The 24,750-nt window shown below is 72.5% G+C and carries 27 protein-coding genes; 16 read left to right on the forward strand and 11 right to left on the reverse strand.

Annotated features, from left to right (window positions below; genetic code table 11):
• The 4 genes from ACFVYA_RS42190 to ACFVYA_RS42205 all read left to right on the forward strand — a co-directional run.
• Positions 1-530 (forward strand): ISAs1 family transposase (locus ACFVYA_RS42190; RefSeq protein ID WP_387053211.1); only part of this gene is annotated, 530 nt, incomplete at its 5' end.
• Positions 531-768: 238 nt separating this feature from the next.
• On the forward strand, positions 769-1,695 hold the full coding sequence (gene fmt / locus ACFVYA_RS42195; RefSeq protein WP_387053213.1) for a methionyl-tRNA formyltransferase: 927 nt from the start codon (positions 769-771) through the stop codon (positions 1,693-1,695).
• Complete coding sequence (locus tag ACFVYA_RS42200; RefSeq protein ID WP_387053215.1) at positions 1,692-3,116, forward strand: RsmB/NOP family class I SAM-dependent RNA methyltransferase; 1,425 nt, start codon at positions 1,692-1,694, stop codon at positions 3,114-3,116. Before fmt ends, ACFVYA_RS42200 begins: the two co-directional genes overlap by 4 nt.
• Positions 3,113-3,619, forward strand: coding sequence for a flavoprotein (locus ACFVYA_RS42205; protein WP_387053217.1), 507 nt, complete (start codon positions 3,113-3,115; stop codon positions 3,617-3,619). Before ACFVYA_RS42200 ends, ACFVYA_RS42205 begins: the two co-directional genes overlap by 4 nt.
• 279 nt (positions 3,620-3,898) lie before the next feature.
• On the opposite strand, the gene ACFVYA_RS42210 is transcribed toward ACFVYA_RS42205, so the two are convergent.
• The 4 genes from ACFVYA_RS42210 to ACFVYA_RS42225 all read right to left on the reverse strand — a co-directional run bounded on the left by ACFVYA_RS42210 (position 3,899) and on the right by ACFVYA_RS42225 (position 8,490).
• On the reverse strand, positions 3,899-4,993 hold the full coding sequence (locus ACFVYA_RS42210) for a serine hydrolase domain-containing protein (protein WP_387053219.1): 1,095 nt from the start codon (positions 4,991-4,993) through the stop codon (positions 3,899-3,901).
• Between the two features lie 101 nt (positions 4,994-5,094).
• Complete coding sequence (gene phoA, locus ACFVYA_RS42215) at positions 5,095-6,477, reverse strand: alkaline phosphatase (protein ID WP_387053221.1); 1,383 nt, start codon at positions 6,475-6,477, stop codon at positions 5,095-5,097.
• Positions 6,478-6,634: 157 nt separating this feature from the next.
• Complete coding sequence (locus ACFVYA_RS42220) at positions 6,635-7,294, reverse strand: response regulator transcription factor (RefSeq protein WP_285990017.1); 660 nt, start codon at positions 7,292-7,294, stop codon at positions 6,635-6,637.
• Positions 7,291-8,490: a sensor histidine kinase gene (locus ACFVYA_RS42225; protein ID WP_387053223.1), complete on the reverse strand. Its 1,200-nt coding sequence runs from the start codon at positions 8,488-8,490 to the stop codon at positions 7,291-7,293. Before ACFVYA_RS42225 ends, ACFVYA_RS42220 begins: the two co-directional genes overlap by 4 nt.
• Before the next feature lie 122 nt (positions 8,491-8,612).
• Here ACFVYA_RS42225 and rpe point away from each other — a divergent pair, with 122 nt between their 5' ends.
• The 5 genes from rpe (at position 8,613) to ACFVYA_RS42250 (ending at position 12,265) form a co-directional block, all read left to right on the forward strand.
• On the forward strand, positions 8,613-9,284 hold the full coding sequence (gene rpe, locus ACFVYA_RS42230) for a ribulose-phosphate 3-epimerase (RefSeq protein ID WP_387053245.1): 672 nt from the start codon (positions 8,613-8,615) through the stop codon (positions 9,282-9,284).
• Positions 9,285-9,364: 80 nt separating this feature from the next.
• Entirely contained in the window at positions 9,365-9,997 is a 633-nt protein-coding gene (locus tag ACFVYA_RS42235; protein WP_387053225.1) for a riboflavin synthase, read from the forward strand.
• Entirely contained in the window at positions 9,994-11,322 is a 1,329-nt protein-coding gene (locus tag ACFVYA_RS42240) for a bifunctional 3,4-dihydroxy-2-butanone-4-phosphate synthase/GTP cyclohydrolase II (RefSeq protein WP_285990020.1), read from the forward strand. Before ACFVYA_RS42235 ends, ACFVYA_RS42240 begins: the two co-directional genes overlap by 4 nt.
• On the forward strand, positions 11,319-11,825 hold the full coding sequence (ribH, locus tag ACFVYA_RS42245; protein WP_285990021.1) for a 6,7-dimethyl-8-ribityllumazine synthase: 507 nt from the start codon (positions 11,319-11,321) through the stop codon (positions 11,823-11,825). Before ACFVYA_RS42240 ends, ribH begins: the two co-directional genes overlap by 4 nt.
• The gene (locus ACFVYA_RS42250) at positions 11,822-12,265 is read left to right on the forward strand and encodes a PH domain-containing protein (protein ID WP_103336068.1); all 444 of its coding nucleotides are present in this window, start codon (positions 11,822-11,824) and stop codon (positions 12,263-12,265) included. Before ribH ends, ACFVYA_RS42250 begins: the two co-directional genes overlap by 4 nt.
• A gap of 5 nt (positions 12,266-12,270) precedes the next feature.
• Here the strand turns inward: ACFVYA_RS42250 and ACFVYA_RS42255 are convergent, their stop codons facing one another.
• From ACFVYA_RS42255 to ACFVYA_RS42265, 3 genes are all read right to left on the reverse strand, one after another.
• Complete coding sequence (locus ACFVYA_RS42255) at positions 12,271-12,456, reverse strand: hypothetical protein (RefSeq protein ID WP_387053227.1); 186 nt, start codon at positions 12,454-12,456, stop codon at positions 12,271-12,273.
• A 74-nt stretch (positions 12,457-12,530) separates the two neighbouring features.
• A complete protein-coding gene (locus ACFVYA_RS42260) occupies positions 12,531-13,307 on the reverse strand; it encodes an exodeoxyribonuclease III (protein ID WP_387053229.1) in 777 nt (258 codons plus the stop codon).
• Between the two features lie 74 nt (positions 13,308-13,381).
• Positions 13,382-14,104 (reverse strand): S1 family peptidase, encoded by a 723-nt coding sequence (locus tag ACFVYA_RS42265; RefSeq protein WP_387053231.1) that lies wholly within the window; start codon positions 14,102-14,104, stop codon positions 13,382-13,384.
• A gap of 167 nt (positions 14,105-14,271) precedes the next feature.
• On the opposite strand from ACFVYA_RS42265, the gene uvrC reads away from it, so the two are divergent.
• Genes uvrC through whiA form a run of 4 tightly spaced genes read left to right on the forward strand, consistent with a single transcriptional unit; the run spans position 14,272 to position 19,113 of the window.
• Entirely contained in the window at positions 14,272-16,233 is a 1,962-nt protein-coding gene (gene uvrC / locus ACFVYA_RS42270; RefSeq protein ID WP_387053233.1) for an excinuclease ABC subunit UvrC, read from the forward strand.
• Positions 16,234-16,275: 42 nt separating this feature from the next.
• Positions 16,276-17,133 carry an RNase adapter RapZ gene (gene rapZ / locus ACFVYA_RS42275; RefSeq protein WP_014466867.1) on the forward strand — a complete coding sequence of 286 codons (858 nt, stop codon included), beginning with the start codon at positions 16,276-16,278 and terminating at the stop codon, positions 17,131-17,133.
• Between the two features lies 1 nt (position 17,134).
• The gene (gene yvcK / locus ACFVYA_RS42280; protein ID WP_285993755.1) at positions 17,135-18,121 is read left to right on the forward strand and encodes a uridine diphosphate-N-acetylglucosamine-binding protein YvcK; all 987 of its coding nucleotides are present in this window, start codon (positions 17,135-17,137) and stop codon (positions 18,119-18,121) included.
• On the forward strand, positions 18,121-19,113 hold the full coding sequence (gene whiA, locus ACFVYA_RS42285; protein WP_285990027.1) for a DNA-binding protein WhiA: 993 nt from the start codon (positions 18,121-18,123) through the stop codon (positions 19,111-19,113). Before yvcK ends, whiA begins: the two co-directional genes overlap by 1 nt.
• On the opposite strand, the gene ACFVYA_RS42290 is transcribed toward whiA, so the two are convergent.
• Both ACFVYA_RS42290 and ACFVYA_RS42295 read right to left on the reverse strand, forming a co-directional pair.
• The gene (locus tag ACFVYA_RS42290; RefSeq protein ID WP_387053236.1) at positions 19,079-19,945 is read right to left on the reverse strand and encodes a hypothetical protein; all 867 of its coding nucleotides are present in this window, start codon (positions 19,943-19,945) and stop codon (positions 19,079-19,081) included. The two genes, whiA and ACFVYA_RS42290, sit on opposite strands and share 35 nt — an antisense overlap.
• Complete coding sequence (locus ACFVYA_RS42295) at positions 19,942-20,343, reverse strand: DUF6086 family protein (RefSeq protein WP_387053238.1); 402 nt, start codon at positions 20,341-20,343, stop codon at positions 19,942-19,944. The genes ACFVYA_RS42290 and ACFVYA_RS42295 overlap by 4 nt, the downstream gene beginning before the upstream one ends.
• A gap of 159 nt (positions 20,344-20,502) precedes the next feature.
• On the opposite strand from ACFVYA_RS42295, the gene ACFVYA_RS42300 reads away from it, so the two are divergent.
• Positions 20,503-21,462, forward strand: a complete 960-nt coding sequence (locus ACFVYA_RS42300; protein ID WP_285990030.1) for a glucosyl-3-phosphoglycerate synthase — start codon at positions 20,503-20,505, stop codon at positions 21,460-21,462.
• Here ACFVYA_RS42300 and ACFVYA_RS42305 read toward each other — a convergent pair.
• Entirely contained in the window at positions 21,412-22,314 is a 903-nt protein-coding gene (locus tag ACFVYA_RS42305; protein WP_387053240.1) for a sterol desaturase family protein, read from the reverse strand. The genes ACFVYA_RS42300 and ACFVYA_RS42305 overlap by 51 nt on opposite strands.
• Before the next feature lie 70 nt (positions 22,315-22,384).
• On the opposite strand from ACFVYA_RS42305, the gene ACFVYA_RS42310 reads away from it, so the two are divergent.
• A complete protein-coding gene (locus tag ACFVYA_RS42310) occupies positions 22,385-22,993 on the forward strand; it encodes a TetR/AcrR family transcriptional regulator (RefSeq protein WP_285990032.1) in 609 nt (202 codons plus the stop codon).
• A gap of 12 nt (positions 22,994-23,005) precedes the next feature.
• Here ACFVYA_RS42310 and ACFVYA_RS42315 read toward each other — a convergent pair whose 3' ends face one another.
• Positions 23,006-24,124: a hypothetical protein gene (locus tag ACFVYA_RS42315; RefSeq protein ID WP_387053243.1), complete on the reverse strand. Its 1,119-nt coding sequence runs from the start codon at positions 24,122-24,124 to the stop codon at positions 23,006-23,008.
• A gap of 225 nt (positions 24,125-24,349) precedes the next feature.
• On the opposite strand from ACFVYA_RS42315, the gene ACFVYA_RS42320 reads away from it, so the two are divergent.
• A complete protein-coding gene (locus ACFVYA_RS42320; RefSeq protein WP_285990034.1) occupies positions 24,350-24,718 on the forward strand; it encodes a hypothetical protein in 369 nt (122 codons plus the stop codon).
• Positions 24,719-24,750 lie beyond the last annotated feature (32 nt).

Genomic DNA, 24,750 nt, shown 5'->3' on the forward strand with positions numbered 1-24,750 from the left:
CCCTCAAAGAGAACCAACACCGTCTCCACGGCCTGCTCGACACCCTGCCCTGGCACGAGATCCCCGCCCACATCACCAGCGGCAGCGGGCACGGCCGCAGCGAACACCGCACCGTCCAGCTCGCGCCTCTGGGCGAGTTCCTCGGTTACCCGGCCATCGACTTCCCGCACGCGGCGCACGCGTTCCTCATCGAGCGCTACACCACCCACCACACCAGCCGCAAACGCTCCGCCCACGCCGCACTCGGCGTCACCAGCCTCACCGGCCGCTACGCCCACCCCGCCCACATCGGCGGCTACGTCCGCAGCCACTGGCACATCGAAAACAAACTCCACTGGGTCCGTGACGTCACCTACAACGAAGACCAATCCCGCGCCCGCACCGGCACCGCACCCCGCGTGATGGCCACCTTGCGCAACCTCGCCACCAGCGCCCACCGCCAAGCCGGACACACCAACATCGCCAAAGCACTCCGCCACACCGCCCGCAACGCCACCCGAGCCCTCACCCTGCTCGGAATACCCGTCTAAACAGCACAAAGACTTTGCCGGAACCCCCGCCCTCCCTGGGGGGCGTGCCCTTGTCCAGCCTATCGGCACCCCCTGACGAAAAGCCGGGAAAGCACACCGCCGCCGCCTGGTTGTCCCCAACCACGCCGCCCTGTGGACAACCACGGCCGAGCTGGCCGCGCCCTGCTCCGGGGGGCCTTCTAGACTCGGCTCCGATGTTCCAGCCACCTGAAACCCTGCTTCCGCCGGGGGTGGGCCGATGAAGCTCGTCTTCGCCGGCACTCCCGACCCGGCGGTCCCCGCCCTGCGCGCCCTGCTCGATTCCGGGCGGCACGAGGTCGTTGCCGTCGTCACGCGGCCCGATGCGCAGGCCGGGCGCGGCCGGCGGGTCGTGCGGTCGCCCGTCGGTGCGCTCGCCGATGCGCACGGCATCGAAGTCCTGACGCCCGCGCGCGCCGGTGATCCGGCCTTCCTCGCGCGGCTGACCGAGCTCGCGCCGGATGCCTGCCCCGTCGTCGCCTACGGGGCGCTGCTGCCGCAGGCCGCCCTCGACATTCCGCGGCTGGGCTGGGTGAACCTGCACTTCTCGCTGCTGCCCGCGTGGCGCGGGGCCGCGCCCGTGCAGGCCGCGATCCGCGCCGGGGACGAGATCACCGGCGCCTCGACCTTCCGGATCGTCAAGGAGCTGGACGCCGGCCCGGTCTACGGCGTCGTCACCGAGGCGATCGGGGCCACCGACACCGCCGGTGCCCTGCTCGGGCGGCTCGCGGAGTCCGGGGCCAAGCTGCTGCTGTCCACCATGGACGGTTTGGCCGACGGCAGCCTCGTCGCGCGGGAGCAGCCCGCCGAAGGCGTCAGCTACGCGCCGAAGGTGACGGTGGAGGACGCGCGGGTGTCCTTCGCCGACCCGGCGCCGGCGGTCGACCGGCAGATCCGGTCGGTCAGCCCGGACCCGGGCGCGTGGGCGGAGTTCCGCGGGGAACGGTTCAAGCTCGGCCCGGTCACGGTGCTCGACGAACCCGGCCCGCCGCCGGGCGAGATCGTGGTCGAACGCAAACGGGTGCTGGTCGGGACGGCGACGAAGCCGTTGCGGCTCGGCGAAGTCCAGGCACCCGGCAAGAAACGGATGGCGGCCACCGACTGGGCGCGCGGAACAAGGATCGACCAGGGAGAGCGCCTCCGGTGAACGACCACAGGGAACGACGCCCGTCACGGCCGCAGCGAGGCCGTCCGGCACCACGCAAGGAAGGGCCGCGCCGGCCGCCGGAGGTCGATCCGGCCCGGCAGGCCGCGTTCGACGTCCTCGCGGCCGTCCGGACGAACGACGCCTACGCCAACCTCGTCCTGCCGGACCTGCTGCGGGAGCGGCGGATCACCGGCCGGGACGCGGCGCTGGCCACGGAGCTCACGTACGGCACATCGCGTGCACAGGGCCTGCTCGACGCGATCATCGAGTCCTGCGCCGAGCGCCCCCTCAAGCAGACCGACCCGGCGGTGCTCGACGCGCTGCGCCTCGGCGTCTACCAGCTGCTGCGCACGCGCATCCCCGAACACGCCGCCGTGACGTCCACTGTGGACCTCGTGCGCGCGGAAGCCGGTTCGTGGGCCACGGGTTTCGCCAACGCCATCCTGCGCAAGGTGTCCGAAAAGGACGAAACGACGTGGCTCGACGAGCTGGCGCCGGACGAGGCGGCCGACCCGATCGGGGCCTACGCGCTGCGCACCGCGCACCCGCGCTGGATCGCGCGGTCGTTCGCCGAAGCACTGGGTGACAAGGGTGCCGGCCTCAAGGCCGCGCTGGAAGCCGACGACGCGCGCCCCGAGGTGCACCTCGTCGCGCGTCCCGGCGAGATCAGCGCCGACGAGCTCGCCGCGATCACCGGCGGCGACCCGGCGCCGTACTCGCCCTACGGCGTGCGCCTGCCCGCCGGCGCCGGCGACCCGGCCGACGTCGAACCGGTCCGCGAACGGCTGGCCGCGGTGCAGGACGAGGGCAGCCAGCTCTGCGCCATCGCGGCGACGAAGGTGCCGCTCGAAGGCTCCGACGAGCGCTGGCTCGACCTCTGTGCCGGCCCGGGCGGCAAGGCGACGCTGCTCGGCGCGCTGGCCGCGCTGAGCGGGGCGGCCGTGGACGCCGTCGAGAAGGCGCCGCACCGCGCGAAGCTCGTCGAGAAGGCCACGATCGGGTTGCCGGTGAAGGTGCACGTGGCCGACGGCCGGGAGAGCGGCCTGGAGCCGGGGTACGACCGGATCCTCGTCGACGCGCCGTGCAGCGGGCTCGGCGCGCTGCGGCGGCGGCCGGAGGCGCGCTGGCGCCGTCAGCCGTCCGACGTCGCGGACCTGACGAAGCTGCAGGGTGAGCTGATCACCGCGGCTTACGAGCTGCTGCGGCCCGGCGGCGCGCTGACCTACGTCGTCTGCTCGCCGCACCTGGCCGAGACCGAAGGCGTCTTCGCGGAGACGGCGCGGCGGCTGAAGGCCGAGGTGATGGACGCGCGCGCGTTCTTCCCGGGCGTCCCGGAGCTCGGGGACGGGCCGTACGTCCAGCTGTGGCCGCACCGCCACGGCACGGACGCGATGTTCTGCGCCGTGCTGCGCAAACCGTGAGGAACCTCGGGCTGGTCGCCAGCTCGTGCGGCGGGCTGGACGTCCGGTTCGCCGCCGAGCTGGCCCGCCCGGCGGCCGAACGCGGCTGGCGCCCGGCGATCACGCTGACACCGGCCGCGATGCGCTGGCTGAAGTCGGCCGGCGGCCTCGACGACGTCGCCGCGTGCACCGACCTGCCGGTCCGCAGCGAGTCCCGGCTGCCCGGCGAGCCGCGGCCGCACCCGGACCCGTCGGTGTTCCTGTTCGCGCCCGCATCGGCGAACTCGGTCGCGAAGCTGGCGCTGGGCATCGCGGACAACCAGGCGCTGACGGTCCTCGGCGACGTGCTGGGCGCGCCGGGGATCACGGTGGTGGTGGCGTACCAGATCCAGGACACCCGGGCGCACCACCCGGCGTGGCAGCGCCACCTCGACACCCTCGCGGGCGCCGGGGTGACGCTGCACCGCCTTGATGTCGGGCGGCCGTGGACCGAGGTTTTGGATCTGCTGCCTTCAGCTCAGTGAGGCCGTGCTGGGGCGGGTTGTCGAGCGGGTGCCCGCCGGGCGGCTCCACGCGGCTGCTGAGCAACTCCAACCACGCTGAGCGGGGACTGGCGAGCGGGGGCCGCCGGAGTGCGTACCGCGGCGGTGCCGGGTAGCTCCTACCGCACCCACCGGGGTCCGTGCCGCGAGGGTGGTGAGCCGCATCAGCCCGCCGCGACCGCGCCGAACGAACACCGGCCCGCGGGGGCGCCCCCCGTCTTCGACTCTACCGGTGACCACCGACAGTTCCGGGCCGCCGGGCTACGAACACACCGCCGCGTCCACAGCCGCGAGCAGGTGGCCGCTCGTCTCCGCCGGGGTCGGGTTCTCGTTCAGCACCACCGTCGCCCGGCGGCCGTCCGGGCCCACGCCGGCGAAGTTCGTGAAGCCGGGGATTCCCCCTTCGTGCCCCCACACCACGCCGCACGACACCGGGACGCTGCCCAGCCCGAGGCCGTAACCGGCGCCCGGGATGCCGAGGTCGGCGGGCACCGTCCGGCGCATCTCCGCCAGCTCGGCCGGGCGCAGCAGCCGGCCGCTCAGGAGGGCGCCGTAGAAGCGGTCGAGGTCGGCCGGGGTCGAGACCAGGCCGCCCGCCGCCCCGGCGATCGTGGCGTCGAAGTCGCTGAAGTCCACCAGCTTGCCGCCGAACGGGAGGTAGCCGACCGCGTGCGGTGCGGGCAGCCGCTCGTCGCCGCGGCGGGGGAGGTACGTGTCGTGCAGACCCAGCGGCCGGGTGATCCGGCGGGCGATTTCGTCCGCCAGTGCGTGCCCGGTGACCTTCTCCGCGAGGATCCCCGCCACGATGTAGTTCGTGTTCGAGTACGACCAGCTCGTGCCGGGCGGGAACAGCGCCGGGTGCTTCAGCGCCATCGCCACCAGTTCGGCCGGCTCGGCGCCGCGGTGGCGCAACGCCTCCGGGTCGGCCAGGTCGAGGTCGTCCGTGTAGTTGTAGAGCCCGCTCGTGTGCTGCAGCACCTGCCGGACGGTGATCCGCCCGTCGGGCAGGAGCCCCGGCAGGTACCGCGAAACCGGCGCGTCCAGCCGCACCCGGCCCTCCGCGACCAGCTGCAGCACGACCGTCGCCACGAACGTCTTGGTGACGCTGCCCGCGCGGAACGAACCGTTGCGCGGGAACGGTTTCCCGGTGGCGACGTCCCCCGTTCCGCTGCGGGTCACCTGGGTGCGCCGGCCGTCCTGGACGACCGCCACCGCCCCCGGTACGCCGTCCTGGGCGGTCAGCACGTCCAGGCTCGCCTGGACCGGGCCGGCCGCCGCCAGCGCCGGTGCCGCCGTGGTGGCGGCGAGCAGCACGACGAGCGTGCCGGCGGAGACGGCCCGCAATGACTTCCGCATGAGAAAACCCCCTGGTGTCTCGGTTTTCCCCACGCTAGGGGGCCGGAACGCCAGGGGGTATGGGGTATACCACCGGAAAAACCGGGGGTATACCCCACCACTCAGCGCAGCTTCAGGGTGCCGAACAGGTCGGTCTGGTTGGTCAGGCCGACGATGTTGGCCGCCTGCGGGCCGAGGCCCGCGATGCGCACCTGCGTGCCCGTGTGCGACTGCGAGCCGCCCGTTTCCGCGGTGCCGTAGGCCAGCGTCATGTTCGCGCCCTCGTTGGTGATCAGGGTCGCGGTCAGGCCCGGGGTGGCGGTGGGCTCGACGATCTGGCTGCTGTGGCCGTGGTCGGCGGTCACCAGCACCAGCGTGTCGGGGTGGCTGCGGGCGAACGCCGTGCCCGCCGCGATCGCCGCGTCGAAGTCGACCGTCTCGCCGATCTGGCCGCACGGGTCGGCCGCGTGGTCCTGCTTGTCGATGCTCGCGCCTTCGACCTGCAGGAAGAAACCCTTGTCGCTGCGGCGGTCGTCGAGCAGCTCCAGGGCCTTGCGGGTCTGGTCGGCCAGCTTCGGCTGGGTGGCCGGCACCTTCGCGTTCGGCGTGCAGCGGGCCGGCGCGGTCCCGCCGTGCACCGCCGCCGGGCCGGTCCAGTTCACCGGCAGGTTGCCGTCGGCGAACAGGCCGAGCACCGGCTTGCCCTTCTTCGCCGCCGCCAGGTCCGCCGCGGTGTCGACGACGTTGTAGCCGGCCGCCTTGGCCTGGTCCAGCACGGTCCTGCCCTGGAACTTCCCGGCCGTCACCTGCTGGTTGAAGTACTTCGCGCCGCCGCCCAGCAGGACGTCGGGGCGGGTCTGCACCAGCTGCTCGGCGATCGAGCCGAGGCCGCCGTTCTCCTTGGCGTTCTTCGCGCACTTGGCGGTCGTCTCGACCGGGCCCTTGCAGTCGCGGTTGACGACGTGCGAGCCGAGCACGGCCGGGGTCGCGTCCTGGACCTCGGCGGTGGTGACGTCGCCGGTGCGCAGGCCGTTCCGCTTGGCGAGCTCGAGGATCGTCGGGACGTCGTTGCCGTAGGCGTCGACGGAGATGGCGCCGTTGTAGGTCTTGGTGCCGGTGGCCCAGCCGGTGCCGGACGCGGCCGAGTCGGTCACGTAGTTCGGCTTGGCCGGGTTGTTCTGCTCCACGGCGTAGGTCGTGTAGTCGCCGGTCAGCGGCAGCTCGTCCATCGCGAGCCGGCCGGCCGCGCCGCGCTCGTAGTTGCGGGCGGCGGTGATCTCCGACTGGCCCATTCCGTCGCCGATGAACAGGATGACGTTGCGGGCGTGGCCGCCCTGGATCGCGGCACGGACGTCGGCGGTGCGGTCACCGGTGCCGGCCGGCGAGCGCGCGTCGGCGGTGTCGGAGCCGTTGGTGGCCAGGGCGACCGGGGCGGCGGCGACCAGCGCGGCGCCGAGCGCGCCCGCGACCAGCCACCGGCGGCGGCCGGCGAACAGCGAAGCCATGTTTCTCCTCGTTCGGGGACTTCGGGAGGTGAGTGCCCGGATTCCGGACACGCCTCATTAGTCCTTCCGCATGTGTGGCGCGAAGAGACTGAAGGTGACCGCCGGGTGTCCGCTGATCGAACTCATGGCTTCCCGCGGGTGACCGGGAGCACGTCGGCTATCGACCGGCGAGGTGTCCCGGCTTGACGACCCCGGATTCGTACGCGATCACCACGGCCTGGCTGCGGTTGCCCGCGCCGAGCTTCGCGAAGATGTTGCCCACGTGGGTCTTCACCGTCTCGAGGCTGATCACGAGCGCCGCCGCGATGTCCTGATTGGACAATCCGCCGGCGATCAGCCGCAGCACTTCGGCCTCGCGCCGGGTGAGCGTTTTCGCCGCCCGCGCGTGCTTCCCGCCCGGCGGGCGCCCGCTCACCAGCCGCCGGATCGCCTCCGGGAAGAGCAGGGACTCGCCGGCGGCGACCGTCCGCACGGCGTGCGCGATCTCCTCCTTGCGCGCCCGCTTCAGCAGGAACCCGCTGGCCCCGGCCAGCAGCGCCTCGTGCACGTAGTCGTCGTTGTCGAACGTCGTGACGACCAGGATCTTCGGGGGTTCCGCGAGCGCCGCGAGCACCTGCCGGGTGGCCTCGATGCCGTCCGTGCCGGGCATCCGGACGTCCATCAGCACGACGTCCGGCCGGGTCCGCCGCACCGCGGCCAGCACCTCGCCGCCGTCGGCCGCCTCGCCGACCACCGGCAGTCCCTGCTGCTCCAGCAGCGCCCGCAGCCCGGTGCGGACCAGCGGCTCGTCGTCGGCGAGCAGCACCGACGGCGTCACGCGCCCGCCCGCAGCGGGATGGACGCGCTCAGCCGCCACTGCTGCCCGTCCGGACCGGCGTCGAGCTCGCCGCGCAGGGCTTCGACGCGCTCGGCGAGCCCGGCCAGCCCGCGCCGGCCGGTCCGCGGCCCGTCGCCGGGCAGCGCGTTGACGACCGCTATGCCGAGGCGGTCCGGCCCGGCCTCGACCCGGACGTCGACCGCACCGGGGCCGGCGTGGCGCAGCGCGTTGGTCAGGCCCTCCTGGACGATCCGGTACCCCTCCCGCGACACCGCGGCGGGCAGTGCGGCGACCGGCCCGGTGACGGCCAGCCGGACGTCGAGCCCGGCTTCGCGGGCCCGCACGGCGAGGACGTCGACTTCGGCCAGGGTGCGCGTCGGCGCCTTCGCGGCCGGCTCCTCGCGAAGCAGGCCCAGGACGTGGTCGAGATCCTCGAGGGCGCTTCGGGACGCTTCTTCGATCGTGCCGAGTGCGCGCCGGACCTGGGCGGGATCCGCCTCGACCAGATCGGCCGCGGCCGCCGCCTGGATGGTCGACGTCGTCAGCGTGTGCCCGATCGAGTCGTGCAGCTCGCGGGCCAGGCGGTTGCGCTGGGCGAGCACGGCCGAGCGGCGTTCGGCCAGCGCCGCGCGCTCGGTCGCCGAAGGGCTCAGCAGCGCCGTCGCGCCGGCCCGGAAGACGCGGGTGGCGGCCGCGGCGACCAGCAGCGCGAGCGCCAGCATGCCGAGCGCGACCGGCACCGTCCACGCGCCGGCGACGGCGTTCGTCCCGAAGAAGGAGAACTGCCGCCCGTCGCCGCTGAGCCACAGGATCGGGGTCAGCATGCCGAGCACCAGGACTCCGCCGATCACGAGCAGCAGCCCGCTCAGCCCGGCGTGCAGGACCAGCCAGGCGGCCGAGCGCAGCCGGTCCGGCCAGGCGGGCCGCGCCCGGCCGGGCGACGGCAGCTCGGTGCCGAGCACCGCGTTGGCGACGGCGACGCCGAAGCGCCGCACGGGCCCGCTCAGCCCGGCCGCCGCCAGCACCGTCGCGACCGGCACCAGCGCGAGGGCGAACAGCAGCCGGGGAGTACCGGGGAACATCGCGGCGACGAGGGCGAACGGCATCGCCGGCAGCGCCAGCGCCATCCCGAGCAGGGCGTAGGGCACGCTGCGGTAGCCATCGGGGCGCAGCAGGGATCTCGCGAAACCGGACATGCCGCCGAGGTTAGGGGGCGCCGGTGCCGCGTGACCTCCCTCTCCGGAGCCAGATCCTGGTCACAACCGGTTAGCAGGCGTTAGCGCCGTCCTCCTACACTCGGAACGTGGCAGACCGACCTTTGATCGCACCCAGCATCCTCGCGGCGGACTTCGCCCGGCTCGGCGAGGAGATCGCCGCCGTCGCCGCCGGTGGGGAGACCCGCGCCGACTGGGTCCACGTCGACGTCATGGACGCGCACTTCGTGCCCAACCTGACCCTCGGCCTGCCCGTGGCCAAGGCCCTGATCGACAGCACCGACCTGCCGATCGACTGCCACCTGATGATCGACGACCCGGACCGCTGGGCGATCGGCTACGCCGAGGCCGGCGCCTACAACGTCACCGTGCACGCCGAGGCGGCGAAGGACCCGGTCGCGCTGGCGAAGAACCTGCGCGCCGCGGGCGCGAAGGCCGGGCTGTCGATCAAGCCGGGCACCGCGCTCGAGCCGTGGCTCGACGCGCTCAAGCACTACGACACGCTGCTGGTCATGTCGGTCGAGCCGGGCTTCGGCGGGCAGTCGTTCATCGCCGGTGTCCTGGACAAGGTCCGCACCGCGCGGCGGCTGGTCGACACCGGGCACCTGAAGCTGATCGTCGAGATCGACGGCGGGATCAACGCCGACACCATCGAGCAGGCCGCCGAGGCGGGCGTCGACTGCTTCGTCGCCGGATCCGCCGTCTACGGCGCCGCCGACCCGGGCAAGGCGGTCGCCGCGCTGCGCGAACAGGCGGCCCGCGGCCGGGCCGGCTGAGCCCCGCAGCGGCACCGGAGAAGCCACCGGGCCGCGGCGGGTGTTGGATGGAAGGACCGGCTCACAAGGAGGCAGCGCACGTGTTCACCGGCATAGTCGAGGAGATCGGCGAAGTCACCGCGGTCGAGCAGCTGACCAACGCGGCCCGGCTGCGCGTCCGCGGCCCGCTGGTCACCAGCGACGCCGGGCACGGCGACTCGATCGCGGTCAGCGGCGTCTGCCTGACCGTGGTCGAGGTGACGGACGGTGCGTTCACCGTGGACGTCGTCAACGAGACGCTGCAGCGCTCGAGCCTGGCCAAGGTCGCGGTCGGTGACCGGGTCAACCTCGAACGCGCCACCCCGGCCGGCGGCCGGCTCGGCGGGCACATCATGCAGGGCCACGTCGACGGGACCGGCGTGTTCCTCGGCCGCGACGAGAACGGCGTCACGACGTTCGCGCTGCCGGCGCACCTGTCCCGGTACGTGGTCGAGAAGGGCTCGATCGCGGTCGACGGCGTCTCGCTGACGGTCGCGGCGATCAGCGCCGACCAGTTCGCGGTGGCCCTGATCCCGACCACCCTCGAAGCGACCACCCTCGGCCGCCGGGAAGCCGGCGACCTGGTCAACCTCGAGGTCGACGTGGTCGCGAAGTACGTGGAAAAGCTGGCCGAGGCCCACATCCGCGACCAGGTGCACAATCGGGACGGCGGCGGCACGGAGGAGCGGTCATGACTGAGACGAGCGCGGTGGAGCCCGAAGCGGGCTGGACCCCGTGCGGCAGTGGAGCGGTGTTCGACGCCGACGCCATCGAGCGGGCGATCGCGGACATCGCGGCGGGCCGCCCGGTCGTCGTGGTCGACGACGAGGACCGCGAGAACGAGGGTGACCTCATCTTCGCCGCCGAGAAGGCGACGCCGGAGCTGCTGGCCTTCATGGTCCGCTACACCTCGGGCTACGTCTGCGTGGCGCTGACCGAGTCCGAAGCGGACCGGCTGGACCTGCCCCCGATGTACCACACGAACCAGGACGCGCGCGGGACCGCGTACAGCGTCACGGTCGACGCGGCCGAGGGCATCAGCACCGGCATCTCCGCCGCCGACCGCGCGCACACGATCCGGCTGCTGGCCGACCCGGCGTCGACGGCGAAGGACTTCCGCCGCCCCGGCCACGTCGTGCCGCTGCGGGCCAAGGAAGGCGGCGTGCTGCGCCGGCCGGGGCACACCGAGGCGTCGGTCGACCTGGCCCGGATGGCCGGGCTCGCGCCCGCCGGCGTGCTCTGCGAGATCGTGTCCCAGAAGGACGAAGGCGACATGGCGCGCCGCGACGAGCTCGAGGTGTTCGCCGCCGACCACGACCTCGCGATCATCACGATCGCCGACCTGATCGCCTACCGCCGCCGCACCGAGAAGCAGGTCGAGCGGGTCGCCGAGGCGCGGATCCCGCTGGCCGCGGGCACGTTCCGCGCGGTCGGCTACGACTCGCTGCTGGACGGCATCGAGCACGTCGCGTTCGTCTACGGCGAGATCGGCGACGGCCAGGACATCCTGGTGCGCGTGCACTCCGAGTGCCTCACCGGCGACGTCTTCGGCTCCCTGCGCTGCGACTGCGGCCCGCAGCTGGAGGCGGCGCTGGAAGCGGTCGCCACCGAAGGCCGTGGCGTCGTGCTCTACATCCGTGGCCACGAGGGCCGCGGCATCGGCCTGCTGCACAAGCTGCAGGCCTACCAGCTGCAGGACGACGGCGCGGACACCGTAGACGCGAACCTCGCCCTCGGCGTCCCGGCCGACGCCCGCGACTACGGCACCGGCGCGCAGATCCTGTGCGACCTCGGCGTCCGCACCATGCGGCTGCTGTCGAACAACCCGGCCAAGCGGATCGGCCTGGAGGGCTACGGCCTGCGCGTCACCGGGCGGGTGCCGCTGCCGATCTCGCCGAACCCGGAGAACCTGCGCTACCTGCGGACCAAGCGCGACCGGATGGGCCACGACCTGGCCCAGCTGGAGCACTACGACCAGGTCGGGGCGGGCCCCGAGCACGCCGATGGAGGAACGCTGTGAGCGGCGAAGGCCGTCCCGACGTCAAGCTGGACCTCTCCGACTGCAAGTCGCTGAAGCTCGGCATCGTGGCCACGAAGTGGAACTCGGACATCACCGACGTCCTGCTGGAGCGGGCGCTGGTCGCGGCGCGCGAAGCCGAGCTCGAGGAGGAGCCGACGGTCGTCCACGTCGCCGGCGCCGTCGAACTCCCGGTGGTGGCCCAGGCGCTCGCCCGCAACCACGACGCGGTGGTCGCGCTCGGCGTGGTCATCCGCGGCGGCACCCCGCACTTCGAGTACGTGTGCGACGCGGTGACGGCGGGCCTGACCCGGGTGGCGCTCGACGAGAGCACCCCGGTGGGCAACGGCGTCCTGACGTGCGACACGCACGAGCAGGCCGTCGACCGGTCGGGCCGTCCGGGCGCGAAGGAGGACAAGGGCTACGAGGCGACGGTGGCGGCCCTGGACTCCGCGCACGTGCTGCGGAGCCTGCGCCAGCCGTGGACCGAGCGGGGTTTCGTGTGACCGTGAAGACTCTCCTGGTGATCCGCCCCCGGCGCGCGATGATCATGTGCAGCGTGCTGGCGGTGGCGCTGCTGGCGGTGTTCGTGGTGGTCGCGGTCCTGCTGCGCAACGGCGACACGGGGGTGCGCTTCCAGCGCTCCGACCAGGCGGCGATGGTGGGCATCGGGATCCTGCTGGCGTGCGGCGTGATGCTGTTCGCGATCGCGCGGGTCCGGGCGGACGCCGAGGGCATCGAGGTCCGCAACGTGCTGGTCACCCGCCGCTTCGCGTGGAGCGACGTGCTGTCGGTGAGTTTCCCCGACGGGGCTTCGTGGGCGCGGCTGGAGCTGCCGGACGACGAGTACCACGCGGTGATGGCGGTCCAGGCCGTCGATCGGGACCGGGCGGTGGAAGCGGTGCGCGCACTGCGGAAGCTGCACCGCGCGGCCACCGGCGGCTGATCGCTTCACCACAGCCACGGCAGGACGTTCTCGGTCAGCTTGGGCACGATCACCGCGCCGGCCACGTACCCGGCGCCGGCGAGCGCGGGCCGGCGGCCACGGCGCGGCGAGCGCAGGGCCCGGGCGCGCTCCCGCCAGTCCAGGACGCGCTGGATCCCGGGATCGAGGTCCAGCAGGAACCTGCTGATCACCTCGCCGACGCGGCGGCGGGGCCGAGGAGCACCGCGCTGAGCCGTCGGCTGGCGCACGGCTTGCCGCGAGGGTGTCAGAGGTCCAGGTCGACCACGATCGGGGCGTGGTCCAAAGGCCCCTTGCCCTTGCGGGCGTTGCGGTCCACATAGGAATCCGTCACCGCGCTCGTGAACGGCTCGTTCCCGTACACCAGGTCGATGCGCATGCCCTTGTTGTTCGGGAAGTTCCCCGCCCGGTAGTCCCAGTACGTGAACGGGTGGTCGTACTTCAGCGGCCGCGGGAAGACGTCCGACAGGCCGAGGTCCCGCAGCCGGGCCAGTGCGTCGCGCTCCGGCTTCGTCACGTGGGTCGACTCCGCGAACAACGCGATGTCCCAGACGTCCGCGTCCGTCGGCGCCACGTTGAAGTCGCCCAGCACCGCGAACGGGCCTTCCGAAAGCTCCGAGGAAACCAGCGACCGCAACGACTCCAGCCACTCCAGCTTGTACGCGTAGTGCGGGTTGTCCGGCTCACGCCCGTTGGGCACGTACACCGACCACACCCGCACGCCACCACACGTGGCCCCGATCGCGCGGGCCTCCGAAGCCCCGTCGAACTGCGGCTCGCCCGGCAGCCCGCGCACGACGTCCGACAAGCCCACCCGCGACACGATGCCGACGCCGTTCCAGCGCCCCAGCCCGTACGCCGCGACCTCGTACCCCAGCGCCTCGATCTCGGCCGCCGGGAACGCCTCCGTCGTGTTCTTCAGCTCCTGCAGGCACAGCACGTCCGGCGCCGTCTCCTCCAGGAAACCCAGCACACGCGGCAGGCGAGGGACGATGGAGTTCACGTTCCAGGTGGCGATCCGCATGCCGCGAGCATCCCACACGGCACCGACAAGAACGGGGCGGCGCAGGTGACCGCGCCGCCCCGCCGGAGAAACCTCTAGACGCCCGCGGTCGTCCGGATCCAGGACCGGCTCGCCGCCACGCTCGCGTAGTTGTTCGTGCCGCGCGTGGTCGACCCGCTCTGGTTCTGGACCGTCGACGCGACACCGACCTGGACGCCGTTCGCGACCTCGGGACCACCCGAGTCGCCCTTCCACGCCGAGCCGTTGACGCCGACGCTCTGGATCGCGCGGCCCCCGTAGGCGTCCGTGGAGCGGCCCGTCACCTGGACGTTCGCCGTCTTCAGCGCCGTCGCCGGCGGGCCGGTCGGGGTGGTGCGGCCCCAGCCGTAGATCTGGTTGGTGCTGCCGGTGGCCGGGTCCGCGCTGCCCAGCCAGATCGGCGAAGTGCTCGTCGCCGACGCCAGGTGCAGCAGCGCGATGTCGCCGTTCGGGGACTCGTACTCGTTGTCGACGGCGATCTTCGTGCCCGACAGCAGCGTGTTGCTGCCGACCCGGACGTACATGCCCGAGCCGTCCTGGTCGAGGCAGTGCACCGCGGTCAGCACCCAGCGCGCCGCGATGACCGTGCCCGAGCAGTTGAAGCCCTGGTAGTCGCGCCCGGGCGTGTTCACGTACACCTGGGCACCCCACGACACGGTGGGGGCGGTGGTGCCGCCGACGATGTTCGGCTGGACGCCCGCGGCGGCGACCGCGCCGCCGGCGAGGGTCAGCGCGACGGCCGCGGCGGAAGCGGCGCCGAGGAGACGGAGAGGGGTCACGGCGGTGATCCTTTCGGAGGGGACCGGGTCAGCCGGTCGGAAAGTAACCACCGCGTCACAGGTCCGGACACCGACGAAGGTCGGAAGCGGGCGAAGACCCGACTTCCGGCGGATCGGACAGCGGGGGGCCACCGAGAACTGTCGGTGCCGACCCATAGTCTGGGGAGGTGGCTGACCCGACCACCTACCGTCCCTCGCCGGGGAGCATCCCGGATGCCCCTGGCGTGTACAAATTCCGCGACGCGACCAAGCGGGTCATCTACGTCGGCAAGGCGAAAAGCCTCCGGAGCCGGCTGAACTCCTACTTCGCCGACCTCGCCGGACTGCACCCGCGCACCCGGCAGATGGTCACCACGGCCGCGAGCGTCGAGTGGACCGTCGTCACCACCGAGGTCGAGGCGCTCCAGCTCGAGTACAACTGGATCAAGGAGTTCGACCCGCGGTTCAACGTCCGCTACCGCGACGACAAGAGCTACCCCATGCTCGCGGTGACGCTGAACGAGGAGTTCCCGCGCCTGCACGTCTACCGCGGGGCGCGCAAGAAGGGCGTCCGGTACTTCGGCCCGTACGCGCACGCGTGGGCCATCCGCGAGACACTCGACCTGCTGCTGCGCGTCTTCCCGGCGCGCACCTGCTCGGCCGGGGTGTTCCGGCGGCACGGCCAGATCGGCCGCCCCTGCCTGCTCGGCTACATCGACAAGTGCTCGGCGCCGTGCGTCGGCCGCGTCTCGGCCGACGAGCACCGCGACATAGTGAGCGACTTCTGTGATTTTCTCGCCGGCAAGACCGACGTCATGATCAAGCGCCTCGAGGCCGAGATGGCCGCCGCGTCCGAAGAGCTGGAGTTCGAGCGCGCCGCCCGGCTGCGTGACGACCTCGGCGCGCTGCGCCGCGCCATGGAGAAGCAGGCCGTGGTGCTCGGCGACGGCACGGACGCCGACGTCGTGGCGTTCGCCCACGACGATCTCGAGGCCGCGGTCCAGGTCTTCCACGTGCGCGGCGGCCGGGTCCGCGGCCAGCGCGGCTGGGTGATCGACAAGGCCGAGGAGATGGACGTCCCGGCGCTGGTCGACCACTTCCTCACCCAGTTCTACGGCGACGAGGCCGAACTCGACGCCCGCGACGACGTCGACGCGGGGCCGGTGGTCCCGCGCGAGGTGCTGGTCCCGGAGCTGCCCGCGGACGCGGACGCGGTCGCGGAGTGGCTCACCGGGCTGCGCGGCTCGCGGGTCCAGCTGCGGGTGCCCCAGCGCGGCGACAAGAAAGCGCTGGCCGAGACCGTGCAGCGCAACGCGGGGGAGGCGTTCACCCAGCACAAGCTGCGCCGCGCCGGCGACCTCACGGCCCGCTCGGCGGCCCTCACCGAGCTGCAGGAGTTCCTCGGCCTCGACACCGCGCCGCTGCGCATCGAGTGCATCGACATCAGCCACATCCAGGGCAGTGACGTCGTCGCGTCGCTCGTCGTGTTCGAGGACGGGCTGGCGCGCAAGTCCGAGTACCGGCGCTTCGCGCTGCGGGAGGCGGCCACGGAGGGTGACGTCGCCTCGATCGCCGAGGTCGTCCGGCGCCGGTTCTACCGCTACCTCAAGGAAACCGCCGAGGAGCCGGACTCCTCGAAACCGGGCCTCGACCCGGAGACCGGGCGGCCGAAGAAGTTCGCCTACCCGCCGAACCTGCTGGTCGTCGACGGCGCGGGCCCGCAGGCCACCGCCGCCGCGGACGTGCTGGCCGAGCTCGGCATCACCGACATCTCCGTGATCGGGCTGGCCAAGCGGCTCGAAGAGGTCTGGCTGCCCGCCGACCCCGATCCGGTGATCCTGCCCCGGACGTCGGAGGGGCTGTACCTGCTGCAGCGGCTGCGTGACGAGGCCCACCGCTTCGCCATCGCCTACCACCGCGAGAAGCGGTCCAAGCGGCTGGTGACGTCCGAATTGGACAGTGTGCCCGGGCTGGGGCAGGCTCGCCGCACCGCGCTGATCAAGCACTTCGGCTCGGTGAAGAAGCTCAAGCAGGCCAGGATCGAAGAGATCGAGGCGGTGCCCGGCTTCGGCAGGCGCACCGCGGAGGCCGTGGTCGCCGCGCTGGCCGGGGAGTCCGGCGCCGGCAACGGCACAGAAGCAGGGGAGTAGGGAAACACAGTGAGTGCGCAAGAGGAGATCCGCGGCTCCGGCATGGAGGTCGCGGTCGTGTCCGGGTTGTCGGGGGCGGGCCGCAGCACGGCGGCCAAGTGCCTGGAGGACCTGGGCTGGTTCGTCGTCGACAACCTGCCGCCGGAGCTGATCGCCACCATGGTCGAGCTGGGCGCGCAGGCGCGCGGCGCGATCACGAAGGTGGCGGTCGTGATGGACGTGCGCTCGCGCGCGTTCACCGACGACCTGGCCTCGGTCATCAAGGATCTGGACGCGCGGGGCTACAAGCCGCGGGTGCTGTTCCTGGAGGCGACCGACGCGGTGCTGGTGCGGCGCTTCGAAGCCGTCCGCCGTGGCCACCCGATGCAGGGCGACGGCCGGCTCGCCGACGGCATCACGGCGGAGCGGACGCTGCTGGAGCCGCTGCGCGAAGAGGCCGACCTGGTGCTCGACACGTCGTCGCTGTCGGTGCACGACCTGCGCGCCAAGATCGAGGACGCGTTCGGCTCCGAGGCGAGCACCCAGACCCGGGTCACCGTGCTGTCCTTCGGCTACAAGTACGGCCTGCCGATGGACGCCGACCTGGTGATGGACGTCCGGTTCCTGCCGAACCCGTTCTGGATCCCGGAGCTGCGCGAACACACCGGGCTCGACGGCGAGGTCCGCAACTACGTCCTTTCGCAGGAGGGGGCCGAGGAGTTCCTCGACCGCTACCACCAGCTGCTGCGGCTGATCGGCGCCGGCTACAAGCGCGAAGGCAAGCGGTACCTGACGCTGGCCGTCGGCTGCACCGGTGGCAAGCACCGCAGCGTGGCGCTGTCCGTCGAACTCGCCGAGCGTTTGTCCAAAGAGGACGGTATGGCCGTGAAGGTGGTGCACCGCGACCTTGGTCGTGAATAACGTGCGCGCGGTCGCCCTCGGGGGCGGCCACGGACTGCACGCCACACTGTCCGCGGTGCGGCGGGTGACCCCCGACGTCACCGCGGTCGTGACGGTGGCCGACGACGGCGGATCGTCCGGCCGGCTGCGGCGCGAACTCGGGCTGCTGCCGCCGGGTGACCTCCGTCAGGCCTTCGCGGCCTTCGCCGCGGAGGACGGCGGCACGCTGTGGGCCGAGGTCTTCCAGCACCGCTTCGGCGGCGACGGCGCACTGGCCGGGCACGCGGTGGGGAACCTGCTGCTGGCCGGGCTGTTCGAGGTGCTCGGCGACCCGGTGGCCGCGCTCGACGAGGCCTGCCGGCTGATGGGTGTCTCGGGCCGCGTGCTGCCGATGTCGCCGGAACCGCTGGAGATCGAGGGGCAGGTCAGCGGCCTCGACAGCGAGGACCCGGCCGCGGTGCGCACGATCCGCGGCCAGGTCGCGGTGGCCTCGACTCCGGGGCAGGTGCAGCGCGTCAGCCTGCGTTCGCCGGGCCGGTCGGGGCGGCCGCCGCTGGCGTGCGCGGAGGCCGTCGACGCTGTGCTCGCCGCCGACGTCGTGTTCCTCGGGCCGGGCTCGTGGTTCACGAGTGTTCTCCCGCACCTGCTCGTGCCGGGGCTGCACGACGCGCTCGTGCAGACGGCCGCGACGAAGGTGCTCGTGCTCAACCTTGTCCCCCAGCCGGGGGAAACCGCGGGATTCTCGCCGGAGCGTCATCTCGACGTACTCTTCGAGCACGCGCCCGATCTGCGGGTCGACGCGGTGATCGCGGACCGCGATTCCGTCCCCGACCCGGCGAATCTCCGCCGCGCGGCGGAACGGCTGGGCGGCCGGGCGCACCTGGGGGCGGTGGCCGACCCCGAAGTGGCGGGACGGCATGATCCTGATGCGCTCGCGTTGTGCATGCGGGAGGCTCTCGGTCTCGGCGGGGAGCACGGGGGAGGAGCGAAAGGCAGGGAGGGGCAGTAATGGCGATGACCGCCGCGGTGAAGGACGAGCTGAGCCGGCTGGAGATCACGAAGATCGGGCCGCGCCGGGCGGAGGTCGCGTCGCTGCTTCGCTTCGCCGGCGGGCTGCACATCGTGGCCGGCCGGGTGGTCGTGGAGGCGGAGCTGGACACGGGCTCGGTCGCGCGACGGCTGCGCAAGGAGATCCACGAGCTGTACGGCCACCATTCGGACGTCCACGTCATCACCGCCAGCGGCGGGCTGCGCAAGGGCACCCGGTACGTCGTGCGCGTGGTCAAGGACGGTGAGGGCCTGGCCCGGCAGACCGGGCTGATCGACCAGCGCGGCCGCCCGGTGCGTGGGCTGCCCGCGGCCGTGGTGTCCGGGGGAGTGGCCGACGCGGAAGCGGCGTGGCGGGGCGCGTTCCTCGCGCACGGGTCGCTGACCGAACCGGGCCGTTCGTCGTCACTCGAGGTGACGTGCCCGGGTCCGGAGGCGGCGCTGGCGCTGGTGGGCGCGGCGCGCCGGATGGGCATCCAGGCGAAGTCCCGCGAGGTCCGGGGAGCCGACCGGGTGGTGGTCCGCGACGGCGACGCGATCGGCGCGCTGCTGACCCGCCTCGGCGCGCACGCGAGCGTCCTGCAGTGGGAAGAGCGGCGGATGCGCCGCGAGGTCCGCGCGACGGCGAACCGCCTGGCCAACTTCGACGACGCGAACCTGCGGCGATCGGCCCGCGCGGCGGTGGCGGCGGCGGCCCGCGTGGAGCGCGCGCTGGAGATCCTCGGCGAGACGGCCCCGGACCACCTGCTGGCGGCCGGGCGCCTCCGGCTGTCCAACCGGCAGGCGTCCCTGGAGGAGCTGGGCCAGCTGTCGGACCCGCAGATGACGAAGGACGCGGTGGCGGGCCGGATCCGCCGCCTGCTGGCGATGGCGGACAAACGGGCCAAGGACCTGAACATCCCGGACACCGAGTCGGCGGTCACGCCGGAGATGCTCGAGGAAGAAGAAGCCTGACGAGGTCCCGCAGCCACGGTTCGGCGATCGCGGGTTCGCCGTTCATGGTCCGCGCAAGCCGTTCGCGGACGGCCGGCGTGCGCCCGGCTTCGACGATCGCGACCGCTTCGGCCAGCGCCCGGCGGGTGCGGTGGTCGTGGGCCGGCTCGCGGACGTCTTCGGCGGACCAGAGGTACCGGCCGAACGAGTCGGTCAGCTTCTGCTGGTGGTCGGCGAAGTAGCTGAAGACGGCGCTCTCGAGCGAGATGTTCCGGATGGCCCCGGCGGCCAGCTCGTGCGTCCACTCCGCATGCTGCTGCCACCGCCGGGTCTTCGGGCTGGTGTGCGTGCGGCGCGGCAGGCCGAGGAGCCGGATCCGGCGCACGGCGCCCGGCCAGTCCGCGCGTTCGTCGGTGGCCCAGTCGCGGAGGATGCCGATCAGCTGCCCGAAGGACCGGCCCGAGGACACCACGTCGACGAACACGACGGGCCGGGAACCGTGGGCGAGCGCGTCCGGGGCCAGTCCGTGCGCGGTCAGGTTCGCCCGCAGCTGCGCCACCTCGGCCGGGTGGAGCCGCCCGCCGAAGAGGCTGTCCATCGACGCGGTGGACAGCGGCAGCAGGTGCAGCCGGTCGGGGGCGGGCAGTGCTCCGCCGAGCAGGTCGAACACGGAGTCCGCGGACCGGCCGACGAAGTAAAGCTCGCCGTCCTCGGATCGGGCGAGCACCTTCGCGGCGCAGCTGATCAGCTCGTCGAGGAACCACAGGTCCGGCCCGGGAACGCCGTCGAGCAGCGAGCCGAGGTGGTCGGGCCGGATCAGGTCCCAGCGGAAGGGGCGCTTCGGCTCGATCACACCGGCATCGCGCGTTCGTACTCGGCCATCAGCTCCGCGAGCCGGTCCGGTCCCGCCGCGCCACCACCCGGGATGTCCCGGGCGGAGCGGCCGGCCGAGCCGTCGAGCACGAGCTCACCACGGCGGGCGAGGACGGCCGCGGTCGCGACGAGCCCTTCGAGGAGCGCCCGCTGGATCGGGTGCGACGTCGCGCGGTACTCGGCGACGAGCGCGCCGGCGAACGCCGCGAAGGCCGCGCCGTCGATGGGGTGGTCGTCGGGGTCGCCGGGCGTCACCGCGATCCCGGAGGGCCGCCCGGCCAGCGGGACCAGCGCCTCCGCGAGGTGCGTGAAGAGCGTGCCGGGGCCGTTGGACGGGTTCCACACGGAGTGGCCGTCGACGCTGAAGTACTGGCTCATCGGCGACGAGCCTAGTGAGCGGGAGTGCCGTGGTCAGCCGGTTTTCCGCCCTCCGCGTTAACGCGACCCGCCATCTCGTAACACCCCGGTAGCGTCGCGGAGCGGCCGACGAAACGCGGCACCCCGAACCTCGGAGGCGAACGAGGGAAGGGGAAACGCATGCTGCAGGTTTCGCCGGAAATCGGCACCTGGCTCACCCGGCGCAGCAGCAAGGCCGGTGACTGGACCACCCGGGAGCTCGTCGCGGCCAAACGCGGCACCACCGTCTCCGTCGTCATCCCGGCCCGGAACGAGGAAGCCACCGTCGGGGCGATCGTCGGTGCCATCCGCGAAGAGCTCCAGGGCAAGCTCGTCGACGAGATCCTCGTCGTCGACAGCCACTCGACCGACGCCACCGCCGAGGTGGCCGCCGCCGCGGGGGCCGCCGTCGTCGCGCAGGACGCCGTCTTCCCCGCCCTCGAAGGGCTGGCCGGCAAAGGGGAAGCGCTGTGGAAGGGCGTCGCGGCGACGAGTGGCGATCTCGTCGTCTTCGTCGACGGTGACCTGTACGACTTCACCACCGACTACGTCACCGGGCTGCTCGGCCCGCTGCTCACCGACCCGTCGGTCGCCTACGTCAAGGGCTTCTACCACCGCCCGCTCGGCACCGAAGCGGACGGCGGCGGCCGGGTCACCGAACTCGTCGCCCGGCCGCTGCTCAACATGTTCTGGCCGGAACTCGCCGGGTTCGTCCAGCCGCTCGCCGGGGAATACGCGGGCCGCCGCGAGGTGCTGGAGAGCATCCCGTTCGTCGCGAACTACGGCGTCGAGGTCGGGCACCTCATCGACCTGCTCGAACTGCACGGCCTCGACGCGCTCGCGCAGGTCGACCTCGGCCACCGCGCGCACCGCCACCAGAGCACCCAGGCGCTGGGCCGGATGTCGGGGCAGATCATGCAGACGCTCTTCGACCGCCTGGAACGGCACGGGCGGCTGGTCACGGCGGCCCCGCCGGCGACACTGCTCGCGCAGTTCCGGCGCGGGACGTCGCCCGGCGTCGAGCGTGAGATCGTGCTGACCGACCTCACCTCACCGCAGCGTCCGCCCCTGAACAGCCTGGCGCTGCGGGACATCGCGTAGCTCGTGTTCGGGCCGCCAGCCGGGCGGCCCGAACACGTAGCCCGCGCGCTCGCGCCACGTCCGGGCCGCGCGGAGGTCGCGCAGGATCGAGCCGTACTCGTGGAAGCCGACCTTGAGCAGGTGGTACGTCTCGATGTTCTTGGTCAGCCCGTACGTCGGCCGCTTGCCTTCGGGCACGAAACTGCCGAACAGCCGGTCCCAGATGATCAGGATGCCGCCGTAGTTGGCGTCCAGGTACTCCTCGTCGCTGCCGTGGTGGACGCGGTGGTGGGACGGGGTGTTGAAGACGTACTCGAACCAGCGCGGCAGCTTGCCGACCTTCTCGGTGTGCACGAAGAACTGGTAGACGAGGTCGATCGACAGCCCGGTCAGGATCAGCCACGGCGGGATGCCGCACAGCGCCAGCACCGACCAGAACGGCAGCTGGAAGTAGGGGGTCCACTTCTGGCGCAGCGCGGTCGAGAAGTTGTAGTGCTCGCTGGAGTGGTGCACCTGGTGCCCGGCCCACAGCAGCCGCACGCGGTGGCTGGCCCGGTGGTAGGCGTAGAACACCAGCTCCTGGCCGAGCAGCATGAGCACCCACGTCCACCAGTCACGCGGATCGAACTTGACCGGCGCCAGCTCGAACAGCGCCGCGAACACGACCAGCATCACCAGCCGGAACAGCGCGTTGACACCGACGGCGACCGTGCCCATCAGCATGCTCGTCCGGGTGTCGGCGACGCTGTAGCCGACGACGTGGTCGTCGTGGCCGAGCACGTGCACCGCGACGATTTCGATCGTGACGAACAGCAGGAACACCGGAATCGCGAACAACACGGGGTCGCGCAGGTGCGCCAGGAACTCGGCCACATCGCCTCCTCGGATCTGACCATGCGGTAACTTACCCTCGGGTCACTTTACGCACGGTAGGCTCTGGCGTGTGACGGAGTCAAGGCCGGTCGGGACCAAGGGGATGCCCCGCGAAGAGCGCGAGGCCCAGCTCGTCGTGGCCGGCACCGAGGAGTTCGGCCGGGCCGGGTACGCGGGCGCGTCGATGGTCGAGATCGCCCGCCGCGTCGGGGTCACCAAGCCGTTGCTGTACCAGTACTTCGGCTCGAAGGACGGGCTCTACCTGGCCTGCCTGCACCGCGCGGGCGGCCGTCTCACCGACGGCGTGGCGACGACCATGGCGGCCGGCGGTGAGCCCGACCAGATGCCGCTGAAGGTGCTTTCGGCGATCTTCACGACGTTCGACCACGACCGCTACGCGTGGCGCCTGCTGCGCGACGCGACCGTGCCGTCGTCGGGCGACATCGCCGCGGCGGCCGCGGACTACCGCCGCCGGCTCGACACGTTCGCCGTGCTCGGCGCCACGCAGCTGCTGACCTCCCGCGGCCTGGCCGACCCGGCGGACATCGAGGCCGTCGCGCAGGTGTGGACCGGGGTGGTCGACTCGCTGATCAGCTGGTGGATCGACCGGCCGGAGGAAGACGCCGACGCGATGACGGCCCGCTGCGCCCGGATCATGGGCGGCCTGTTCGGCTGGTGAGATCCGGCCGGGTCAGCCGCTCCCGGTCAGCCCGGCCACCGCCGCACGGGCCTCCGCCAGCAGCTGCGGCCGGTCGTCGCCGTACGCGTGCCCGGCCGCCGACAATGTCCGGCCCAGTGCCTCCAAGGAATCTTCGTGGGTGGCGGCGAAGATCGCCGGGAACGCCATCGCCTGCTGCAACGCGTTGTCGTGCCGGCCGTCCGGGGTGCGCACGAGCGTGTGCGGGACGTCCGGATCCGCCAGGAGCCGATCCCACGCCGCGGTCCAGTCGTCGAACGGCGGGGGCAACGGAATCCCGTCGTCGAGTGCGCGCAGGCCCTCGGCGATCCAGCCGACGCCGTCGAGCCGGGCCCGCTCGAACGCGAGGTGGGCCACCCGGCGGGCGAGCGCGCGGCAGATCTCCGGCCCGGCGGCGATCGCCGCCCCCACCAGGTCGCGGTCGAGCTTGGCGAACTCTCGCAGCGAACCCGGCGGCAGGTCGAGCACCGGTGAGGCCGGCAGCACCCCGCCCCACTCCCGGAGCAGCTGTTCGTGCTGCGCCTTCGCGCGCGCCTCTTCCTCGGCCTGTTGACGCGCTTCCCGACGAGCGGCGAGCTCTTCGTCCGTGGGCGGCGGAGGCAGATCCCGCGCGAAACCGTGCCAGTACGCCGCGATCGCGCTCGTTTCGCGGACGACGACGTCCGGCGCCGCCGGCGCGGGCCAGAACTGCAGCACGTAACTGTCCAGCGGGGGCTCGCCGCCGAGCCGGGTGTCGCGCTCGCGGCCCGCGTCCATCGCCGTGCCGCAGTAGCGGACGCGGTAGTCGCCGGGAGCCAGCTCGAGGTCCCACCAATCCGAGCCGCCCCAGGTGACGAGCACCGTCCGGCCCTCGGCGCGGAAGGAAGCCTCGACGACGTCCTCCCCGCCGCTGTCCGGAGGCTCGGACGAGTGCACCTCGGCGGTGAAGCCGACCTCGCCGGTGTGCAGCCCGGTGATGAGGAAGAGGGTGCCGGGCACCGCGGCCCCGCACAGCCCGTTGCGCTGCCCGGCGAAACACGCGTGCAGGTCGCCCCCGAACGGCTCTCCGTCCTCGTCGTGGACGTAGATCTGTCCATAGTGGACGTGAACGTCGCCGTGGACCACGGTTCGCATGGCGGTCAGCATGGCAGAGACCACCGACATTTTCGGGGGCTCGGGTGGCGGAGCCCCCGGCCTGGGGCGAAGGCCCAGATGTCACTACCGGTTTCGATTTGCCGCTTTTGTCTGCTTCTGTCGACACGGAGGGTGCTCTTCGCGAATTCGTTGCTCGAATGGCGTAGCGAAACTGCCCCGGTTCGCGATTAATCTGGGAAGCCGTCGCGTCGAGAGGTTGCCCCAATGCCCGAACCAGCCGCATCCATCCCGGCCGATCCCCGGCTCGCCGCGCGGTTCACCGAGGACCTGCTCGACGGCTGCCGGGTCCTGGCCAAGGATTACGGCTACCGGCCCGCCCAGTTCGAACGCATGGTGCGCGAGCACGGCGGCGTCGAAGCGGCCCGGTTGCTGCTGCGCGGGGCCGGCACCGCGGGCGGGTTCACCGTGCTCTGGGAGAAGAACCAGCTCGGCCGCAGCTCCGAAGCGGTCATGCTCCGCGAGGAGTACGCCGAGCTGTTCACCCCCGACGAGCTCCTGCTGGCTCGCCGCCGGCTGGAGGAACACGGCTTCGACGTCGACGCCCACCTGCGCCGGGTGGCGGAGTCGCAGTGAGGGCGGCGGGGGTGACCGGCGCCGCTCCGGTC

Source organism: Amycolatopsis sp. NPDC058278 (genome assembly GCF_042881395.1).
Lineage (GTDB): Bacteria > Actinomycetota > Actinomycetes > Mycobacteriales > Pseudonocardiaceae > Amycolatopsis.